Here is an 18,481-nt window from a genome sequence, read left to right as displayed (position 1 = left end):
TAGAGGCGGTGTTAGTACTTCGTCCTCAACCACCCACTCCCTACCTGAGAGAAACTTAATGCTGCGACTAGAACATATAAGTAAAATTTATCCCACAGGCGAAGTTCTCAAAGATATCAACTGGGAAGTTAAACCAGGCGATCGCATTGGCTTAGTCGGTGTCAACGGTGCTGGAAAATCCACCCAGTTAAAGATCATTTCTGGGGAAATGGAACCCACCTCTGGCGTAATTATCCGTCCTAATAGCTTACACATAGCCTACCTCAACCAAGAGTTTGAAGTAGACCCCACCCGCACCGTTAGAGAAGAATTTTGGACTGTCTTTAAAGAAGCCAACGAAGTACAGTTATCTCTAGCGCATGTGCCACAAGAGATGGAAACGGCTAGCCCAGAGGAACTGGATCGACTGATCGACAAGTTGGATCGGTTGCAGCGCAAATTTGAAGCCTTGGATGGCTACAACTTAGATGCACGCATCGGGAAAATTTTACCAGAGATGGGGTTTGGGCTAGAAGATGGCGATCGCCTCGTTAGTGCCTTCAGTGGTGGTTGGCAAATGCGGATGAGTTTAGGAAAAATTCTGCTGCAAAAACCCGACTTGTTACTGCTGGATGAACCGACTAACCACCTAGATTTAGAAACCATTGAGTGGTTGGAAAATTACCTCAGAGGGCTAATTACGCCGATGGTAATAGTCTCCCATGACCGGGAGTTCCTTGACCGCCTCTGCACCCAAATTGTAGAAACTGAACGTGGTGTTTCCAGTACCTACCTTGGTAACTACTCAGCATATTTGGAACAAAAAGCCGAAAGTCAATCAGCACAGCTTAGTGCTTACGAACGTCAGCAAAAAGAATTAGAGAAACAGCAAACCTTTGTTGATAGATTTCGCGCCAGTGCTACCCGCAGTACCCAGGCAAAAAGCCGGGAAAAGCAACTCGACAAAATTGAGCGCATTGAAGCACCTATCGCTGGGGTAAGAACTCTACACTTCCGTTTTCCCCCTGCACCCCGCAGTGGACGCGAAGTAGTAGAAATTAAAGATTTAACTCATCTTTACGGTGATAAAATTCTGTTTTTGGCAGCAAATCTGTTAATTGAAAGGGGCGATCGCATTGCATTTCTTGGCCCCAACGGTGCTGGAAAATCTACTCTTCTGCGCGTAATTATGGGTATGGAACCACCCACAGAAGGTAGCGTTCAATTAGGGGATCACAACGTTATTCCTGGTTACTTTGAGCAAAATCAAGCTGAAGCTTTAGACTTGAAGAAAACTGTCATGGAAACTATCCATGATGAAGTTCCAGACTGGGATAATCAAGAAGTCCGCACGCTTTTGGGACGCTTCTTATTTACTGGTGATACTGTATTTAAGGCAGTTGGGGCATTAAGTGGAGGAGAAAAAGCTCGTTTGGCGCTGGCAAAAATGCTCTTACGTCCTGCGAACTTACTAATTTTAGATGAGCCGACAAACCACCTAGATATTCCAGCGAAGGAAATGCTGGAAGAAGCGCTCAAAAATTATGATGGTACGGCAATTGTAGTTTCCCATGACCGCTACTTTATTTCTCAAGTAGCTAATAAAATCGTCGAAATCCGTGATGGGGAATTCCGCGTTTACTTAGGAGATTATCATTACTATCTCCAGAAAATTGTCGAAGAAAAAGAACAAGCAAAATTAGCTGCGATCGCTGCTGAAAAAGCTGCTAAAAAAGCTGCAAAAGCTTCCAGTAAAAAGAAATAAGAGATCGAGTACAGACTTAGTAGTAGTGCTAAAATACTACTACTAAGTAATCACTTGTTATTAGCGATCGGCAACACTACAGAAAAATTGCTAAAGTTTAAAAAATTATTCAAAAAATTGAAAGTCTTTCATAAAAGAAATTAATAAGCAAAAATTCACTTGCGGCGTGGTTTAGCAGTGGTATCATTCGGGTATTACAAAAAGTAAAGGGCAATTTTACTATGACCAAAGCACCTGTTGCTCCTGTGGTGCTAGTCATTTTAGACGGATGGGGCTACTGCGAGGAGAAGCGAGGAAACGCTATTAATGCTGCTAAAACTCCCATTGTGGACAGTTTATGGACAGCTTACCCGCATACCCTCATCCGCACATCAGGAAAAGCCGTAGGGTTGCCAGAAGGTCAAATGGGCAACTCGGAAGTAGGTCATTTGAACATTGGTGCTGGGCGAGTTGTACCGCAAGAACTGGTACGCATCTCTGATGCGGTCGAAGACGGTTCTATTGCCTTAAACCCAGCACTCGTCAAAATTTGCCAGGAAGTTCGTTCTCGGAATAGCAAGCTGCATCTAGTCGGGCTTTGTTCTGAGGGAGGGGTACATTCGCATATTACCCATCTATTCGGACTACTTGACTTAGCCAAAAACCAGCGAATTCCAGAAGTTTGTATCCACGCGATTACTGATGGTCGTGACACCGCCCCAACTGACGGTGTAAGAGCAATCACGATGCTGCAAAATTATATAGACCGCACAGGAATTGGGCGCATAGTTACCCTCAGCGGTCGCTACTACGCGATGGATCGCGATCACCGCTGGGATCGGGTCAAACGCGCCTATGACGTGATGACCCAAGATGGTACAGGTGATAATCGCACGGCTGTGGAAATCTTGCAAGCATCTTACGCTGAAGGGGTAAAAGATGAATTTATCAACCCAATCCGAATTGCACCCGGCGCAATAGAACCAGGGGATGGGGTGATATTTTTCAACTTCCGCCCCGATCGCTCCAGACAACTGACTCAAGCTTTGGTCAGTCCTACTTTTAACGGTTTTGAAAGACAGCAAATCACACCACTGTCTTTTGTCACGTTTACACAGTATGATTCAGACTTACCCGTGGCTGTAGCCTTTGAGCCGCAAAATCTCAGTAATATTCTGGGAGAAGTCATAGCTAATCATAATCTGAATCAGTTCCGCACCGCCGAAACAGAAAAATACGCCCACGTCACCTATTTCTTTAATGGGGGTCTAGAGGAACCTTTTGCTGGAGAAGATCGGGAATTAGTAAGCAGCCCAATGGTAGCGACTTACGATCACGCCCCAGCGATGTCAGCAGCAGGAGTTACAGATGTTGCGATCGCTGCGATTCAAAAGGGTATATATTCCCTAGCTGTGATTAACTATGCCAACCCAGACATGGTAGGACATACTGGTCAAATCGACGCTACCATTACAGCAATTGAAACAGTTGATCGCTGTTTGGGACGACTACTAGAGAGCGTTATCAAAGCCGGTGGTACAACAATTATTACTGCCGATCACGGTAACGCTGAGTATATGCTAGATGAAGGGGGCAATCCCTGGACAGCTCATACTACTAACCCAGTCCCCTTAATTTTGGTAGAAGGCGAGAAAATCAAAATCCCTGGATATGGTACAAATGTCGAACTGCGAAGCGATGGCAAGCTATCCGACATCGCCCCCACAATTTTAGAGATTTTACAGCTGCCTCAGCCACCAGAAATGACCGGGCGATCGCTGCTGAAAACAGCTGAATATGAGTTGCAACGTACTCGCACCCCCGTACAAGTGGGGCTGTAAAAGAGTTCTGAGTGCTGAGTTAGGAGTTCACTTAAAACTCCTAACTCCTGTAGTCTGTTTTTTGAAACTTTTTATAAATGAGATTGCTACCATGACAGTTACTAATATCGTGCAAGGCATTTGGGCGTTTTCCGCCACTGGTTTGATTATTTTAGTTTTGCTGCATAGCCCCAAAGGTGATGGGATTGGAGCCATTGGCGGACAAGCCCAGCTATTTAGCAGCACCAAGAGTGCAGAAAACACCTTGAACCGAATTACTTGGGCATTGACAGTAATTTTCCTCGGTTTAACAGTAGTTTTAAGTGCTGGTTGGCTGCCTAAATAAGGATAAGTCAATGGGGAGAATAACCCAACACCCGATACTTAACACTCTAATAAATTTAATTTCACGGCGGTTAATTACAGCTCTTGCCTTGTTTTTTGGCACAGGGCTGTTAGTCATTTTTGCTAATCTCCAGTCGAGTGATGGGTTTACAATAATACCAAAATCTGTATATTCAGACTTAAAAATTTCTCTCCCTGCATCATCTTCCCCAAAACCCCATCCCTTACCAGCTACACTCACACAGTGGCAAGATAATACTAATAGTGGTGACTACTTTTCTCAAGTCACAACAACTCAAGTTGGTTATTTAGTCTGGTCGCAATTTCCGATTCGAGTTTACGTAGAACCACCAAAAGCCGTCAGCGAAAAACAAGCTCAAGCATGGGTTAACGCTGTATTACAAGGTGTAGAGGAGTGGAGTAATTATTTACCTTTAATAAGAGTCGAACAGCCAGAAATTGCTGATATTACAATTGTGCGAAAAGCGCCACCTTTACAAATTTCCCCTGGTAGTAATATAACCCGTGCGCGATCGGCACAAACTACTTACGAGTTATATACCAGCAGCAAACTTTTATCCCACCGCTTCACCATCTTGCTAAGTCCCAGTCAAACAGGTGAGTATCTCATTGCAGCAGCCCGCCACGAATTCGGTCATGCGCTAGGAATTTGGGGTCATAGTCCGCTACAAACTGATGCTTTATACTTTTCCCAAGTTCGCAACCCGTCGCCTATTTCTGTTAGGGATGTGAATACTTTGAAACGAGTTTATGAACAGCCAACCAATTTAGGATGGTCTTTAGTAGACAATTCAAAGATTAATTGATCAATATGATTAATTTTACTTAAAAATCCTACTTTGCGTTTTGCAGAAACTAGCTACAAGTTATACACATGAATATGTTTCGTGCAAACAATCTAAGTTTAAAATTAAGGCAACCAAGCACCTGATGCATCTGTAAAACAGTGATAAGCGTAAAAATGCGTAGGCGCAGCCCGCACTTCGACTTGGTTCAGTGACTACCGTAGGCATCGTACTTCTTCTCTTTCCTTACGCTCTGCGACTTAGCGGTAAAGGTCGCTGTGCTAAAACTTCTTTATAAAGTTCTTCCAGCAGAGTAATATTTTTACTAAGGGTATAGCGGTCTAATACACGCTGTCTAGCTTTTTGCCCCAGTAAGGTTGTTAACTCTGGATGGTCTTGCAACACTGGTAAGAGGGTTCTTAATTGCGATCGCGCTGTTTTAGTACTAATAACTACACCTGCGCCCTTTTCTAATACTTCTCCATCTGCACCGACATCTGTTGCTAAACAAGCCAACCCACATGACATCCCTTCTAACAGAGATAGAGACAAACCCTCTACCAATGAAGGCAAAACAAATACATCTGCGCCCCGCAAAATTTCAATGCGCCGATCTTCATCAGCGATAAATCCTAACCAGATAATGCCATATTCTGAACCATAAAACGGCTCTAAGGAAGACTTCAAAGGGCCGTCGCCAACAATTAGTAACTTACTACCAGGCTCCATTGCAGACTGCTTCCAGGCGCGGAGGAGAGCTTCAACATTTTTTTCTGGTGCTATGCGCCCCTGATAGACAAACAAGCGTTCGGCTTTAAATTCTGTTTTGATTTGAGAAAACCCTGGAGAATACTTAGCCGTATCAACACCATTGGGAATTACGGCTATATTTTCTTTCCTGACACCCATCCCTGCCAATAATTCTCGCTGAATTTGGGAAAATACAATCACGCGATCATAGTTAACTAAAAAAGGCGCGTAGAGCTGATAAGCCAAAAGTTGTGTTCCCGATATCAGCTTTGCTCCCTTGCCAGCAAACGGTGTGTGAAAAGTGGCAACTAGGGGCAACCTGAGTTCCTCACAGATTTCCGGTAGAAAAAAGTCTAGAGGAGATAGCGTCAAGGAAGCATGGACTATATCTGGCTTGATTTTCCGCAGCGACTCCGTTAAAAGTTTGGTCGCTTTAAAAGTGGGAATTGTATAAACCTGGGACTTGTAAATGAAAGGGAGAGAAACCTCGCGAAGATTTGGCCAATTGTCAGGTTCAGACTCTTCCTGGGCGAAGTGAAGAAAACTAACTTGATGTCCCCTATCTAGCAAAGCATTTGTAATTTCTCGACTGTAGGTGACATTGCCGCAAAAGGGTGATTTTTTTCCAATCCAGGCTATACGCATTCTTTATTTAGCTGTAAGAAAAGCGGGTTTGATCTATTACTTGTGTGTCCTTCGTGATTTTTATTTTATCTAACTATACTTGCTGGTTTTTTTAGTTATTACAGATTTCCAGCATAATCTAGTTTAAAAAGCCTATTTTAAGCTGATTAAACCAGTGGATTTATGGCTTTATTTATTCTACTTATAAGTTGTTAATTTCTAATATTTAAACAACTTATTCTGACTAATGTCAGATTGATATCCCGCAAGTATGTGATAAATTTTCACTGGACACAGTTTAGCATGAACACAAAAGCTTTAAAGAAATTACTAATTACTTCAAGGTAATAAATAGTAACTCTTGTTAGCTGATAACTATTTATGTGAGTTATACCAGGTTAATATACCTCCTGAAAAGACGATCGCAGCTAATCCCAAAAAAACTGCCTGTAACCCCACAAAGGTTTCAGCTACACCTGCTAATGCTAAAGGTAAAGAGAGAGCAATATTAATTACATTATTTTGTAAACCAAAGACTTTACCGCGCATTTCTGGAGGTGTTTCTGTTTGGATCGCTGTTTGCATAGGAATTCCCACTAATGCCCCAAAGATACCTAATAGCGTCACTAGTAACAAGACTAGCCATAGTTGGGTTGTAAATACTGATAGACCAATCAGGGATGTTGCCATGCCCATACAACCGTACAAACTTAGTTGAGTATAGGAGAAGCGTTGACCAAATTGACCAAGAATTGTTGCTCCAGCAGCGATGCCAACACCACCGGCTGCTAGTAAAAAGCCGAACTGGGAGGCTTTCATGTTGGGAATGATTTCCGCCATGCGAACGGCTAGAACAGTTAATGCTGCAAAGACAGAGAACAAGATAATCAACTGAAGCAAAGCATTGCGGACGCGATGATTTGCTCTGAGGTAGGCAAAACCATCTCGCAAGTCAGAGAATACGTGAGGGAATTCTGTATCGGGGTGGTGCTGTTTTTCCTTAGTTGCCAAGAGGAATAAAATTAGTCCAGCGATCGCATAACTACCACCTACTAAAAGTTCTTTGCCCAAACTACCGCTACCACCAATTTGCAACCAAAGACCATCGGCGATCGCTAATAACGGTTCCCCAACAGCAAACCCAACAATCACCGATGCCATCATCGTTGTCGTATAAAGCGAATTTGCTGAGAGTAAATCCTGTTCTTCTACCATTAAGGGAATTGCCGCCTGTTCTGCTGGTGCAAAAAACTGCGTCAGTGTGGAAACCAAAAAAGTCACACCCAGAATGATCAAAAAACCCACTGGCAACACTCCTATGGGTTTCCAGCCATGAGTCAACCACATCAGAAAAGGAATTGACAAAACCAGGATGCCGCGCCAAATATTTGTTGCCACCAGCACAGCCTTTTTCGGCCAGCGATCGACAAACACACCAGCAACGGAACCAAACAATACGGCTGGAATAGTAAAAGCCATCATCAAGACTGATACCCAACCACTAATGCTCTGATTACTAGCCTGAAACTGAGTATTAATCAAAGCAATCATCAACACCAAATAAACTTTATCTGCTAGTTGAGAGAAAACTTGACCGCCCCAAAGAGCCAAGAAATTAGGGTTTTTCAATACAGGCAAAAACCCCTGCTGTTTGACATTTCCTGAAACAGCTTCTCCACCTGAACCAGATCCATCTAATTTTGGCGGTTCTTTTTCTGGGATATTAGCAACTGGCATCTGCCCGTTGCTACCTACCTCAGCAGTGGTTAATTTGTTCTCAGATTTTGTTTCTGATTGACTTGGAACATCAGTTTTTGGTATCTGGGCTGTCCAACTTTGATCGTTTTTAGAAACATCTTTTGGAGACATTTCTTGTCCATTGATTTGACTAGGTGTAGACTTAAAAACGGCACTTAAGTGATTCCTAACTGTAGGATCTAATGCCCTATTCTGTTTTTTGGCGAGGCTTGGTGACAAAGGCAGGATTTTTTTATCCAAATCAGACGGTTGCATCATGGTTGGCAGCAAAATAAGAGTCTATCAAGGTAGCAGAGCGAATAGGGCGACCTAATTGATACTGAGCATACTGGCGCAAAATCTGCTCAACAGATAACCAGTGATGATCTCTAGCACCATCAATTTGCATTATCTCTGGTTGTGACAGATGTTGAAGCAAAGCCAGTTCCATAGCACTAAAACGACTAGAAATTACAGGTATTTCTTGCCGATGCACAACAACGGTTTGAGCATGGGGTATAGGGAATGGGGCACTTGTACTGAGCTTTGCCGATGGCGCAGCCTCTCCTAGAGAAATATGCGGCACTTGTACTGAGCTTTGCCGTTGGCGTAGCCTCTCGTAGAGAACTATTTGGTTATTAATCTCCCCCTCTCCCCCTCTTCCTCTCTCTTCCTCTCTTCGTAAACGTTCCCTAGTTTCTAAGCAAACTGTCCCACCCGCAGGGATGCTAAATCCTACCTGCCAGTTGGGGTCTGTAAAATCTGGGTTGAGGGGGCGCCCAGATAGGCAACATACTTGCACTTGCGGCGTTACTCCTGCTAAGGCTAAAAGGTGAAACACTCCATGAGCCAGATGAGCCAAAACACCAGATGCATTTGCACTAGACAACGCCTCCAACCGATGGAGATGTTCATTGAACAACTCATAAAGTTCTTCTTGGGGTTGTTCGCTCAAAGCTTGACACAAGACTATTTCTGCTAAATACTGGCTGGCAGCCAATTTTCCCAAATCTTTAGCTAGACCAGGATAAGTTTTTAACGTCTGTGCTTGAGTAATTTTATCAAGCGATCGCCCTTTCGCAATCAATAGTTCATTCACAACGAACATACCACTCCTGCCACCCAGGCTGGAGTTGTGCTTGCGTGCCCCTGGGGCCACTGCTCGAATCAGACCGAATTCTGGTGTCAAAATCGTCACTATTTTATCCGATTCTCCTAGCACCTGGGTTTTAAGATTAATTCCGGTTGCTTTGTAGGTTCTACTCATTAGTCATTGGTCATTGGTCATTAGTCATTAGTCATTAGTCATTGGTCATTCTTCAATTGCAAACGACAAATGACAAATGACTATTCACCCTTTCCCAGGTTATCGCGCTGGCGGATCAAATCGATACCGCGAGATGTGCCTAATCTAGTAGCACCCGCTATGATTAAGTCTAGAGCTTGATTGATAGTGCGGATACCACCTGAAGCCTTAATTCCTACTTTTTCTTTTGCCAATTCCTGCAAAAGTCGTACATCTGCCACTGTTGCACCACCATTCCAGCCTGTACTAGTTTTTAAGAATGCTGCTCCCGCCTCCATAGCTATTTCAGCAGCTATTTTTTTTTCGGCATCTGTCAATAGGTTGGTTTCCAAAATTACCTTAACAGTTTGCCCAGTCTCTTCACAAATTTCGGCAATTTCCCGGTGAACTTCTTCAGTTTTACCAGCTTTCAACCAGCCCAAGTTCATAACCACATCCAACTCAGTGGCTCCATTCTCTGCCGCTTCTTGAGCTTCATATAGTTTCACTGCTGAAGTCGTCGCACCAGAGGGAAAACCAATCACCGTACAGACTTTTGGATTTTTGCCGTGCAGGAGTTCCACTGCTTGTTTGACATAGGCGGGGTACAAGCAAACAGCCGCAAAATTAAATCTGTATGCTTCTTCACACCACTGCTTAACCTGCTCTGGAGTAGCCGTTGGCGTTAACAGGGCGTGATCGATAAATGGCGCAATATCAATATTCGGATAGTCTGCTGCCATCGTGTCTTCTGCCAGTAATTGATTATTAAACTTTATAAAAAATTAAAACATTTCTTATATATATATTAAACCATATTTATTACAAGTTTATTCTGCAAAGAAGTTATTGACTTCTCTTGGATGTTGGGTTTGTAGATGTCGCGGAGTTACTGTGAGTGTTTAAGTTGACATTAGGCAGTAGTAAGCTTAGAAATATCAACAGTATTTGTCATGCCAGTTCCTAAGAAGTGAAAAATAGTTTTAGCTAACGCCTTCGATGCCAAATATGGTACGCCATTACCAATAGTCTTAAACATATTCGTCAGAGACATATTCTCTGGAAGTACAAAATTTGCAGGTAAAGATTGTATTGCTAAAGCTTCCGCCACAGATATTCGCCGGATTTTATAGGGATGCAAATGTACTTCATTATTTCCATAACAAGCTGTCGGAGAATAACGCCATCTGTGAAGACGCTTGAAAGATTTTTTAGAATCATCTCCTTCATCAATAGCAGCAAATCTTGTAATACCTGCCCTTGGTTGAAAGCAGTTTTCTGCATTGGGATGCTTTAGCACATTATTTTTTCTAAACCAGTATTCAACTGTTAATTCTTGAGGTATGCCGTCAGGGCAAGGGATGATAGAGTTTTCTTGGAATGGTTCGCACTTACGCCAAGGATAAGCAAAAACCTTTGCTTGAGGATATAAAATCTGATTGTTCCAAGGAAAAATCTCTTCAGGTAGTAACTTTTCACTACTGAGTTTTATTCCTCTATCCTTGATAAAACTATTTCGGAAACCAATGAGAATAATTCTTTCTCTATCTTGGGGTACGCCATATTCGATAGCATTAATTAATCGCTCTGTTAATATGTAGCCTGCTTCCAGTAATTGTTGCTTGAGCGATTCAAAAAATAAACGGTGCTTTGTTGTTTTCCATAATCCCTTAACGTTCTCAAATAAAAAGAAATCTGGAAGGTTGCGGCAAATTAATTCAATGTAAGAAGCGGAAAGCTTGCCATTATCTCCTAAACGTCCTCTATTTTTACCGCCAATAGAAAAATCAGGACAAGGAGGCCCCCCAATAAAACCGACAATATTATTAGATTTACGACAGTCTTGTACTAACTCCCGTAGGTGTTGTATTTGCAAACTTTCGATAAGTTGGGTGATATCTCCTGCTTCTCCTTCATGATACCCGTATTTTGGCAACGGTAGATTAAGAAACTGCCGTGAATAGCGGTATGCAGCCATGAATGGTGAAAAAATTTCATTGACGTAAACAATGTTAAAACCACTGGTTTCAAAACCTAAATCTAGGAATCCTGAACCAGCAAAAAAGGAGAAAATACAAGGGCGATCGCTCATTCAATAATTACTATTAAGAAACAGCATTATCGTCTTAATTAATATCAGAATATGTAGGGATTATACTTACGTACTAATCAAAAATTAGCAATTTTAAGATTTCTAGAACAGTAAAAAAAATTCACAGTTCCTCTAAGTATTTAATATCAAAGTTTACTTAATCTTTAAATAAAATACCTGACATAAAAACAGTCTGAAGTCACAATTAAATATAGGAGTTTCTAAACTCTAAATCATATTTAAGACAAATATTTGTCATTAAATAAAAAGCCGGGCTACTTCGGACTAATTTTTATGCGAATTTTAATTTACTCCTACAACTACTATCCAGAGCCAATTGGTATTGCCCCACTGATGACTGAATTAGCAGAGGGACTAGTGAAGCGTGGGCATGAAGTGCGTGTAGTCACTGCTATGCCCAATTACCCTGAGCGTCAAATTTACCGGGAGTATCGGGGCAAGTGGTATCTCAACGAATATAAAAATGGCGTTCAAATCCAACGCAGTTACGTTTGGATTCGTCCCCAACCCAACCTATTAGATCGGATATTATTAGATGCTAGTTTCGTTGTCACTAGTTTTGTGCCCGCCCTCATCGGTTGGCGCCCAGATGTGATTCTCTCAACATCACCATCCTTGCCAAGCTGTGTACCAGTTGCTCTTTTAGGATGGTTACGTGCTTGTCCTGTGATCTTAAATCTACAAGATATATTACCAGAAGCAGCCGTCCACGTCGGTTTACTGAAAAATAAATTACTTATAAAGTTATTTACAGTGTTGGAAAAGTTTGCGTACCACACTGCTAGTAAAATTAGCGTCATCGCCGATGGGTTTGTGGATAATTTACGAGCTAAGGGCGTAGAAGCTGACAAAATTGTGCAAATTCCCAACTGGGTTGATGTAAATTTTATTCGTCCTTTGCCTAAAGAAAATAACCTTTTCCGGGCAGCACATAACCTAAATGGCAAATTTGTAGTACTTTATTCTGGTAACATTGCCCTAACCCAAGGCTTAGAAAGCGTTGTCAAAGCTGCTTCTGTGTTGCGCCATATCCCAGATATTGTTTTTGTGATCGTTGGGGAGGCAAAAGGTTTACAGCGATTGCAACAAGAATGTCTAAACTGTGGGGCAGATAATGTTTTGCTACTGCCATTTCAACCCCGCAAATCTTTGCCACAAATGTTGGCAGCTGCTGATGTTGGCTTGGTGGTGCAAAAGAAAAATGTTGTATCTTTCAATATGCCGTCAAAAATTCAAGTGCTACTTGCTAGTGGAGCAGCCTTAGTTGCCTCTGTGCCTGACAATGGTACAGCAGCAAGAGCCGTCAGGCAAAGCGGCGGTGGAGTTATCGTTCCTCCAGAAGATCCCCAAGCTTTAGCAATGGCAATTTTAGAATTATACCAAAACCCCGCAAAGGTCAAAACTCTAGGTTATAAAAGTCGCCAATATGCCGTTGAGCAATATGCTTTCGAGCAAGCTTTAAATCAGTATGAATCATTGTGTTACTCATTGATGGCAGAACGTAAGCGTAGATCAATTCAATCCACAAGAGTTACCAAACAAGAAGTTTAATTTACAGCACTGGGGTTAGATTGCTCAAAGTGCTAAATTCAAAACCCCAACGATTCTGCTCTAGTTGCTCTGGCTGTTACAACATAATTTTTGTACCCTGTTTATAGCTGGGCTGTACTTAAAAGCTAAACGTTGTCCGAACCGTACCAACATAAATGCTGCCATTACTATCATTATGTTCTGGACTTGTAATCACAAAAAATCCCGGAGTTATTGCTAGATTATCCGTGACTTGAAAGTGGTAAAAAGCTTCCAGATGTAGAGACGTATCTTTATCTTTGAAGTCATCGCCGAAACTATTGTGAGTCACCTTGGGAGGTTGACCCACGGCAAATCCTGCAAAGCTGCCTTCTTGTCCGATATCTTTAAGAGCTAGTAGCACTGCCCATGTGAAGATGGACGCATTTGGATTAGCTGGTAAATCTTCTGCTTTTGCATTAATAAAACCAACTCTACCACCGAGAGTAATAACTGGGCTAAGTTGCCAAGCAGCTTCTGCACCAAATGAATTAGCAACGATCGCATCTGCCTCATCATTAAATGGATCGCTAGTTAATTCGCTTCCAGTTCCTGTCTTCAAATTATTATGAGAGTGAATATAGGTAAGGCTGAGTTCTGTTGTTTTAGTGGGTTCGAGGGTTAGTTGAGCGATCGCTCCGTAAGGGCTAGCAAAAATCCCCTTCTCTGAATTAGCTGCATTGCTGCTGATATATCCTAATGACAAATTCAAAGCTTTATTCAAATTATGAGAAATACCGATACCTGCGCCACTACCTTGTCGACGAATAGGATTTTCTCGTCCAAATGTAGAAATCGATCCGTCTCCACTACCGCTAAAAAGAGGATTGACACTAGGAACAAAGTCGCCTAATCCTCCTCCCAACGCGTAGAAAGTTATGCGGGTTCGTTTACCTAGCGGAAATCTGTACTCTAGCTCATCTACTTCCACCCCATTTTCATCGTCACCATCAAATCCCAAATTTGTCATTTGAGTTCCAGTTACATCTTCTAATGCTGGTGTGTTCCTTGCTTGTAAGCGTACTTCCAATTTATCTTTTCCAGTAAAACTGCTTACGAAGCTCAGACGGACGCGATCGCTCAATACTAAATTTTCATTTATTGGTTTACTACTGTTGGCTCTCTTTTCACCAGCGAATCCAGTCACAGCGAAGATGACTTCCGCCTCAAGCTCAACATGGGGAGAAAACTGTTGCGTTTCTAATGCAGCAACGTTGGTTTCTAATGAAGTGACTTGTTTCTCAAGGGTTTTTAATTCTGTCGATAATTCAGAAACAGATGTGATTTTACTTAATGCATGATTATCAGTATTAGATTCATTGAAATTATTAGGTTTATCGGGAATAGGTGTTGCAATAGCTGGAGTTATGCTATTCAAAGTGCATAAAACAATTAAACTAATTAAGCGAAGTTGTCGCCAATAATTTGAAGCTAACAATGCTCTCTCCTGAAAATTAGCACTTAAAATATAGGATTTTAAACCTCAAGACGAACCGCAAAGACTTAGAGAACACAGAGAATAAGGAGAGAATTTTTATAAATTATTTAAGATTGTTATAGAAAATAAGAGTTTAAATCATGATGCATTTCTAACATATAAACGTTGTTCACATAGATTTAATAATGCTTCTGTAGAAAAACGACGTTCTAAGAATTGTGTACTGATGTGAATATGTCGTACTAGTGTTAAGGTGACGTAGGATTCAATTGAAGTTTTGAATTCCTCGCTTGTAAGCTGGATAAATTTTTCAGTTAGGGCAGTTTCCCAATCGCTTAATGCTTCTGAATTGCCAAGGATGCGAAGGCTGTATTCTTTAATATGAGCAATGAAGTTACCAATATCAATGGCCGGATTACCTTCACAATATAAATCAAGGTCGATAAGATACAAACGAGAACCATTAATAATCACTTGATCGGGATAAAAATCTCGATGGATACCACAGTGTTTTTGTTCTGGAGTATTTTCTCCTAAATGATTAGATGCTGCTAATATTTGTTCTAAGCGTTTTTTCCATTCTGGATATTGTTGCATCACCAATGGAATCCTTTCATTCAAGATTCGCATCTCGTCTGACATGGTATGAGAACGGCGAGGAGTAATGTTAGTTTGATGAAGTTTATGAGCAACTTCAGCAATTCGTTTTGCCAAAAAAATGGTGTTGGTTTGAGTTAAGAATTGAGTGGCGATGGCTCCTTGAACTTTTCGCTGCAACCACATCTGCCATTCGGGAATTATCCCTACAGGTTGCGGTACTGAAATTCCATCAGCGCTATCATCTGCAAATCCTGTTTGCCACAAGGATTTTTGTAATTCATAACTATTAAAGTCTGTTCCTTTAGCTCGGATTTTGCCAATTAGTGTAATAGTTTGCCCATAATTATTGAGCAATTCATATTCAATCAAACAACGCCGCCCTGGTTTGTGGCGAATGACTTGAATTTTTTGCAGTTGAGCATTTTCAACGATTGGCAAGTACTGAGTGAACCGTTGTTGTACTTCCAATGGATCAATGGCTGCTGATAAAAATGGCATTTTGGGATCAGTTACACTGTTGAAGCGATCGCTGACGAAAACACTCATATTTATTCGCCTCTAAATATTAACTGGGCGTAAATCTAAAAACTTTTATCCTCTCTACACTTCTGCGTGAGAAAATCAACTTGTAAATAGGCAGCACTATAGGGTTATGTCATCAAAGGATTTGACTTTTCCTCAGTTCGGATTGCAGTCTGCATTTGATACAATGCCGCATAGCGACCATTCTGTTGGATTAATTTCTGATGAGTGCCTTGTTCTAGCACCTGCCCATTTTCTATGTAAAGAATTATATCTGCGCGAGTTGCAAGATACAGATCGTGAGTAATTAAGAAGGTAGTGCGGTTTTGCGAGACCCGTTGTAGAGCATCAACGATCGCTTTCTCGTTGCCTTGATCTAGCCCAGTCGTGGGTTCATCTAAAATCAAAATTGGAGCTTGACGAATAGCAGCGCGGGCGATCGCAATTCGTTGGCGTTGTCCACCTGAAAGGGTTGCGCCTCGTTCTCCTACAAGTGTGTTGTATCCTTGGGGTAAAGCTTGGATGAAATCATCAGCATTAGCTAGACGAGTGGCTGCTTCAATTTCCGCATCTGATACGCCGGCAATGCCGTAGGCAATGTTTTCTCGAATAGTCGCGGCAAATAAGAGACTGTCTTGCAAAACTACACTAATTTGTGGGCGTAATGATTCCAATGTGTACTCGCGGATATCCCGCCCATCAATCATGACTTTACCCATCGTCGGGTCATAAAGTCGTAATAATAGACTTACTAAGGTAGATTTACCACCACCCGATGTACCAACGATCGCTACTTGCTGCCCTGGTTGAATGGTTAAATTGATATCTTCGAGCAGAACTTGTCCTGGTTCATAGGCAAAGTGAACGCGATCAAAACAAACCTCACCTCGGAAAATTGGAGCTGGTATCGCATCCGGCAAATCTCGGACATCAGGTTGCTGTGATAATATATCTAAAATTCGCTCACCAGAAGCAGCAGCTTTAGCAAGTCTTCCGGTGTACTTAGCAAAGTTCTGAACCGGCTTAAAGGCATTTTTGAGATAGGTGAGAAACACCAGCACATCACCCGGTGTCAGAGCATTTCGCAATGCCAGCCAGGAACCGTACCATAAAACAAGTGCTGTTCCTAGTGCAATTACAGCATCAACGGTTCGTTCGAGATGAGCCGCAAGGCGTTGGGTTTTGACGCTTTCCTTTAGGCTACGCTGATTTTGTCGAGAAAAAACTCGCGCAAAGGCATCTTGCAGCGAGAGGGCTTTGACCAATTTAATCGCAGCAATTGACTCAGCCGCCGTCGCCGCCACAGCCCCTTCTTGTTTGCGTTGCCTTAATGAAGACTCTCGAATTCGCTGACTCAGCCGATTTGTGACTAATGCAAACAATGGTAAAGTGAGCAGTGCAAGTAGGGTAAGGCTGCTATTTATCCAAAGCATCACGCCAATCATGCCAAACAGTGTCAGAATACTCACCACCAGTGGTAATGCTGCCGTGATCATAATTTCTTGCAGACGGCTAGCATCGCTACTTACACGAATAATTAAATCGCCGCTACGAGCTTTGGTGTGGTAAGACAAAGACAAATCTTGAAGATGACAATACAGATGATTACGCACCTCAGTCATGACTCGGCTACCTACTGTTGCTAGTCCGACGGTACTCCAATAGGCGGCAAGTGCGCGTAATCCGGTAATGACAAGGACTGTAACTGCTGAAACTGTCAGTAATGTAACTGGCTCCAGGCGATCAATTAATGGAAGATTGGTAGGTCGATTGCCCCGAATCAAAACGTAATCAAAAACAAATTTTAGGGGCCACGGTTCCAACACCCGTAATCCGACATCCGCAACCAGAGCGATCGCAGAAATTAAAAGTAGTCCATACTGTTTCTGAATGTAAGGCCAGAAATAACGTAGTATTCCCCATAGACCGGGAATAGCTTTTTTCTGTGGCTTTGAACGTCCCATTTATCGTCTCACCTCCACTTGGAATTGAGACGGAGTATTTAATCCAGCTATATGCAAAATCTGTTGCGCGATCGCCTCCCAAGTGTGATGTTCTATGACTGTTTTCCGCGCCGCTTGTCCCAAAGAATGGCGCAAAGTGGGCGATCGCCACAATTTTTCTAATGCCTCTGCTAAGGCGATCGCATCACCTGGTGGACAAAGAATCCCATTCACCCCTGTGTCAATTAGCTCAAGCAATTGCCCAATACCACTAACAACTACAGGCAAACCAGCCGCCATATATTCATAAACTTTCAACGGTGAAAAGTAAAAATCGGATTCAGCCGCATAAGGTGCAACAGCAACATCCATTGCTGCTAATAATTTCGGAATTTCATCAGGATTCACTGCTCCGGTGAATTTAGTATGAGAGTGTAATCCTCGTGCCAATAATTCGGCTTCAAGATTTTCCCGTTCGGGGCCATCGCCAACAATCAAAAGTTTGGCATTGGGAACTTGTTGATGCAGTTGAGCAAAAGCTGCTGTAAGAATTGGTAATCCATGCCACGGTTTCAATGTGCCGACAAATCCCATTGTAAAGGTTTCTTTTTCCGTTGAAAATGCACGAGCAAAAGCAGAGAAGCGATCGGGATTTACACCATTAGGGATGACATGAACTTTGCTACTTTTGACGAAATTCATTAAGTAAGTTTTCACTTCAGATGAAACAGCAATTAGTGCTGTAGCAGCTTGAAAAACCCGATTGGCAACCTGTTCAGCACTGTGGCAATCAATCAAGCCACGATGTTTTGTCTGTTCTGCAATCAGAGGTGAATTGACTTCTAATAATCCGGGAATTCCCATTGCTTGAGCAAATTCCATTGCGCCATAACTCCAAAGGGAGTAACGCTCATAAATTAGGTCAAATGGGCCAAACCTCTCCAAATCTAAACGCAAATCAGGATTAATTGATAAGGCAATTTGCTCTCGCACAGCGCGTTCCAGTTTTGGGATGGCTGGGAGCTGATGAACTGAAATATTAGTTAAATCTGCGGGTGGTTTTCCACCAATGCGAGTGGCAAACAATTCAACTTGGATATTTTGCTGTTGCAATGCTCGAATTACTTCTTGGACATGAATAGAGCATCCTTTTTGCCCAAATACAGGAATTCCTGGATCGGCACAGATATAAGCAATTCGCACGCT

At 42.2% G+C, this 18,481-nt stretch carries 14 protein-coding genes; 5 read left to right on the top strand and 9 right to left on the bottom strand.

The window, feature by feature from the left end; genetic code table 11:
- Positions 1-58: 58 nt before the first annotated feature.
- The 4 genes from H6G26_RS03410 (at position 59) to H6G26_RS03395 (ending at position 4,715) form a co-directional block, all read left to right on the top strand.
- Positions 59-1,744 (top strand): ABC-F family ATP-binding cassette domain-containing protein, encoded by a 1,686-nt coding sequence (locus H6G26_RS03410; RefSeq protein ID WP_190727929.1) that lies wholly within the window; start codon positions 59-61, stop codon positions 1,742-1,744.
- A 221-nt stretch (positions 1,745-1,965) separates the two neighbouring features.
- Entirely contained in the window at positions 1,966-3,564 is a 1,599-nt protein-coding gene (gene gpmI, locus H6G26_RS03405; RefSeq protein WP_190727928.1) for a 2,3-bisphosphoglycerate-independent phosphoglycerate mutase, read from the top strand.
- 91 nt (positions 3,565-3,655) lie between these two features.
- On the top strand, positions 3,656-3,889 hold the full coding sequence (gene secG, locus H6G26_RS03400) for a preprotein translocase subunit SecG (protein ID WP_094328436.1): 234 nt from the start codon (positions 3,656-3,658) through the stop codon (positions 3,887-3,889).
- 10 nt (positions 3,890-3,899) lie between these two features.
- Positions 3,900-4,715: a peptidase gene (locus H6G26_RS03395; protein ID WP_190727927.1), complete on the top strand. Its 816-nt coding sequence runs from the start codon at positions 3,900-3,902 to the stop codon at positions 4,713-4,715.
- Between the two features lie 225 nt (positions 4,716-4,940).
- On the opposite strand, the gene H6G26_RS03390 is transcribed toward H6G26_RS03395, so the two are convergent.
- The 5 genes from H6G26_RS03390 to H6G26_RS03370 form a co-directional block, all read right to left on the bottom strand.
- Positions 4,941-6,089 (bottom strand): glycosyltransferase family 4 protein, encoded by a 1,149-nt coding sequence (locus H6G26_RS03390; RefSeq protein ID WP_190727926.1) that lies wholly within the window; start codon positions 6,087-6,089, stop codon positions 4,941-4,943.
- A 354-nt stretch (positions 6,090-6,443) separates the two neighbouring features.
- Positions 6,444-8,081 (bottom strand): MFS transporter, encoded by a 1,638-nt coding sequence (locus H6G26_RS03385; RefSeq protein WP_190727986.1) that lies wholly within the window; start codon positions 8,079-8,081, stop codon positions 6,444-6,446.
- Positions 8,068-9,072 (bottom strand): DNA repair protein RecO, encoded by a 1,005-nt coding sequence (gene recO, locus H6G26_RS03380; protein ID WP_190727925.1) that lies wholly within the window; start codon positions 9,070-9,072, stop codon positions 8,068-8,070. The genes H6G26_RS03385 and recO overlap by 14 nt, the downstream gene beginning before the upstream one ends.
- 80 nt (positions 9,073-9,152) lie before the next feature.
- A complete protein-coding gene (deoC, locus tag H6G26_RS03375; RefSeq protein ID WP_190727924.1) occupies positions 9,153-9,833 on the bottom strand; it encodes a deoxyribose-phosphate aldolase in 681 nt (226 codons plus the stop codon).
- 170 nt (positions 9,834-10,003) lie between these two features.
- Entirely contained in the window at positions 10,004-11,182 is a 1,179-nt protein-coding gene (locus H6G26_RS03370; protein WP_190727923.1) for a DNA cytosine methyltransferase, read from the bottom strand.
- A 294-nt stretch (positions 11,183-11,476) separates the two neighbouring features.
- On the opposite strand from H6G26_RS03370, the gene H6G26_RS03365 reads away from it, so the two are divergent.
- Positions 11,477-12,754, top strand: coding sequence for a glycosyltransferase family 4 protein (locus H6G26_RS03365; RefSeq protein WP_190727922.1), 1,278 nt, complete (start codon positions 11,477-11,479; stop codon positions 12,752-12,754).
- 118 nt (positions 12,755-12,872) lie between these two features.
- On the opposite strand, the gene H6G26_RS03360 is transcribed toward H6G26_RS03365, so the two are convergent.
- The 4 genes from H6G26_RS03360 to H6G26_RS03345 all read right to left on the bottom strand — a co-directional run bounded on the left by H6G26_RS03360 (position 12,873) and on the right by H6G26_RS03345 (position 18,478).
- Positions 12,873-14,210 (bottom strand): iron uptake porin, encoded by a 1,338-nt coding sequence (locus H6G26_RS03360; protein ID WP_190727921.1) that lies wholly within the window; start codon positions 14,208-14,210, stop codon positions 12,873-12,875.
- Between the two features lie 138 nt (positions 14,211-14,348).
- On the bottom strand, positions 14,349-15,356 hold the full coding sequence (locus H6G26_RS03355) for a phosphotransferase (RefSeq protein WP_190727920.1): 1,008 nt from the start codon (positions 15,354-15,356) through the stop codon (positions 14,349-14,351).
- 104 nt (positions 15,357-15,460) lie between these two features.
- A complete protein-coding gene (locus H6G26_RS03350; protein ID WP_190727919.1) occupies positions 15,461-17,296 on the bottom strand; it encodes an ABC transporter ATP-binding protein in 1,836 nt (611 codons plus the stop codon).
- Positions 17,297-18,478, bottom strand: a complete 1,182-nt coding sequence (locus H6G26_RS03345) for a glycosyltransferase (protein ID WP_190727918.1) — start codon at positions 18,476-18,478, stop codon at positions 17,297-17,299.
- Positions 18,479-18,481: the final 3 nt, after the last annotated feature.

The organism is Nostoc sp. FACHB-888 (assembly GCF_014696655.1).
Taxonomy (GTDB): Bacteria; Cyanobacteriota; Cyanobacteriia; order Cyanobacteriales; family Nostocaceae; genus Nostoc.
Note: the sequence above shows the minus strand (reverse complement) of the source record. Positions and strands in the feature narration are given on the sequence as shown.

Coding starts and splice junctions, on each gene's coding strand:
- H6G26_RS03395 (WP_190727927.1), top strand. CDS start 3,900: ATGGGGAGAATAACCCAACACCCGATACTTAACACTCTAATAAATTTA.
- recO (WP_190727925.1), bottom strand. CDS start 9,072: ATGAGTAGAACCTACAAAGCAACCGGAATTAATCTTAAAACCCAGGTG.
- H6G26_RS03385 (WP_190727986.1), bottom strand. CDS start 8,081: ATGCAACCGTCTGATTTGGATAAAAAAATCCTGCCTTTGTCACCAAGC.
- secG (WP_094328436.1), top strand. CDS start 3,656: ATGACAGTTACTAATATCGTGCAAGGCATTTGGGCGTTTTCCGCCACT.
- H6G26_RS03390 (WP_190727926.1), bottom strand. CDS start 6,089: ATGCGTATAGCCTGGATTGGAAAAAAATCACCCTTTTGCGGCAATGTC.
- deoC (WP_190727924.1), bottom strand. CDS start 9,833: ATGGCAGCAGACTATCCGAATATTGATATTGCGCCATTTATCGATCAC.
- H6G26_RS03350 (WP_190727919.1), bottom strand. CDS start 17,296: ATGGGACGTTCAAAGCCACAGAAAAAAGCTATTCCCGGTCTATGGGGA.
- H6G26_RS03370 (WP_190727923.1), bottom strand. CDS start 11,182: ATGAGCGATCGCCCTTGTATTTTCTCCTTTTTTGCTGGTTCAGGATTC.
- H6G26_RS03365 (WP_190727922.1), top strand. CDS start 11,477: ATGCGAATTTTAATTTACTCCTACAACTACTATCCAGAGCCAATTGGT.
- H6G26_RS03355 (WP_190727920.1), bottom strand. CDS start 15,356: ATGAGTGTTTTCGTCAGCGATCGCTTCAACAGTGTAACTGATCCCAAA.
- gpmI (WP_190727928.1), top strand. CDS start 1,966: ATGACCAAAGCACCTGTTGCTCCTGTGGTGCTAGTCATTTTAGACGGA.
- H6G26_RS03410 (WP_190727929.1), top strand. CDS start 59: ATGCTGCGACTAGAACATATAAGTAAAATTTATCCCACAGGCGAAGTT.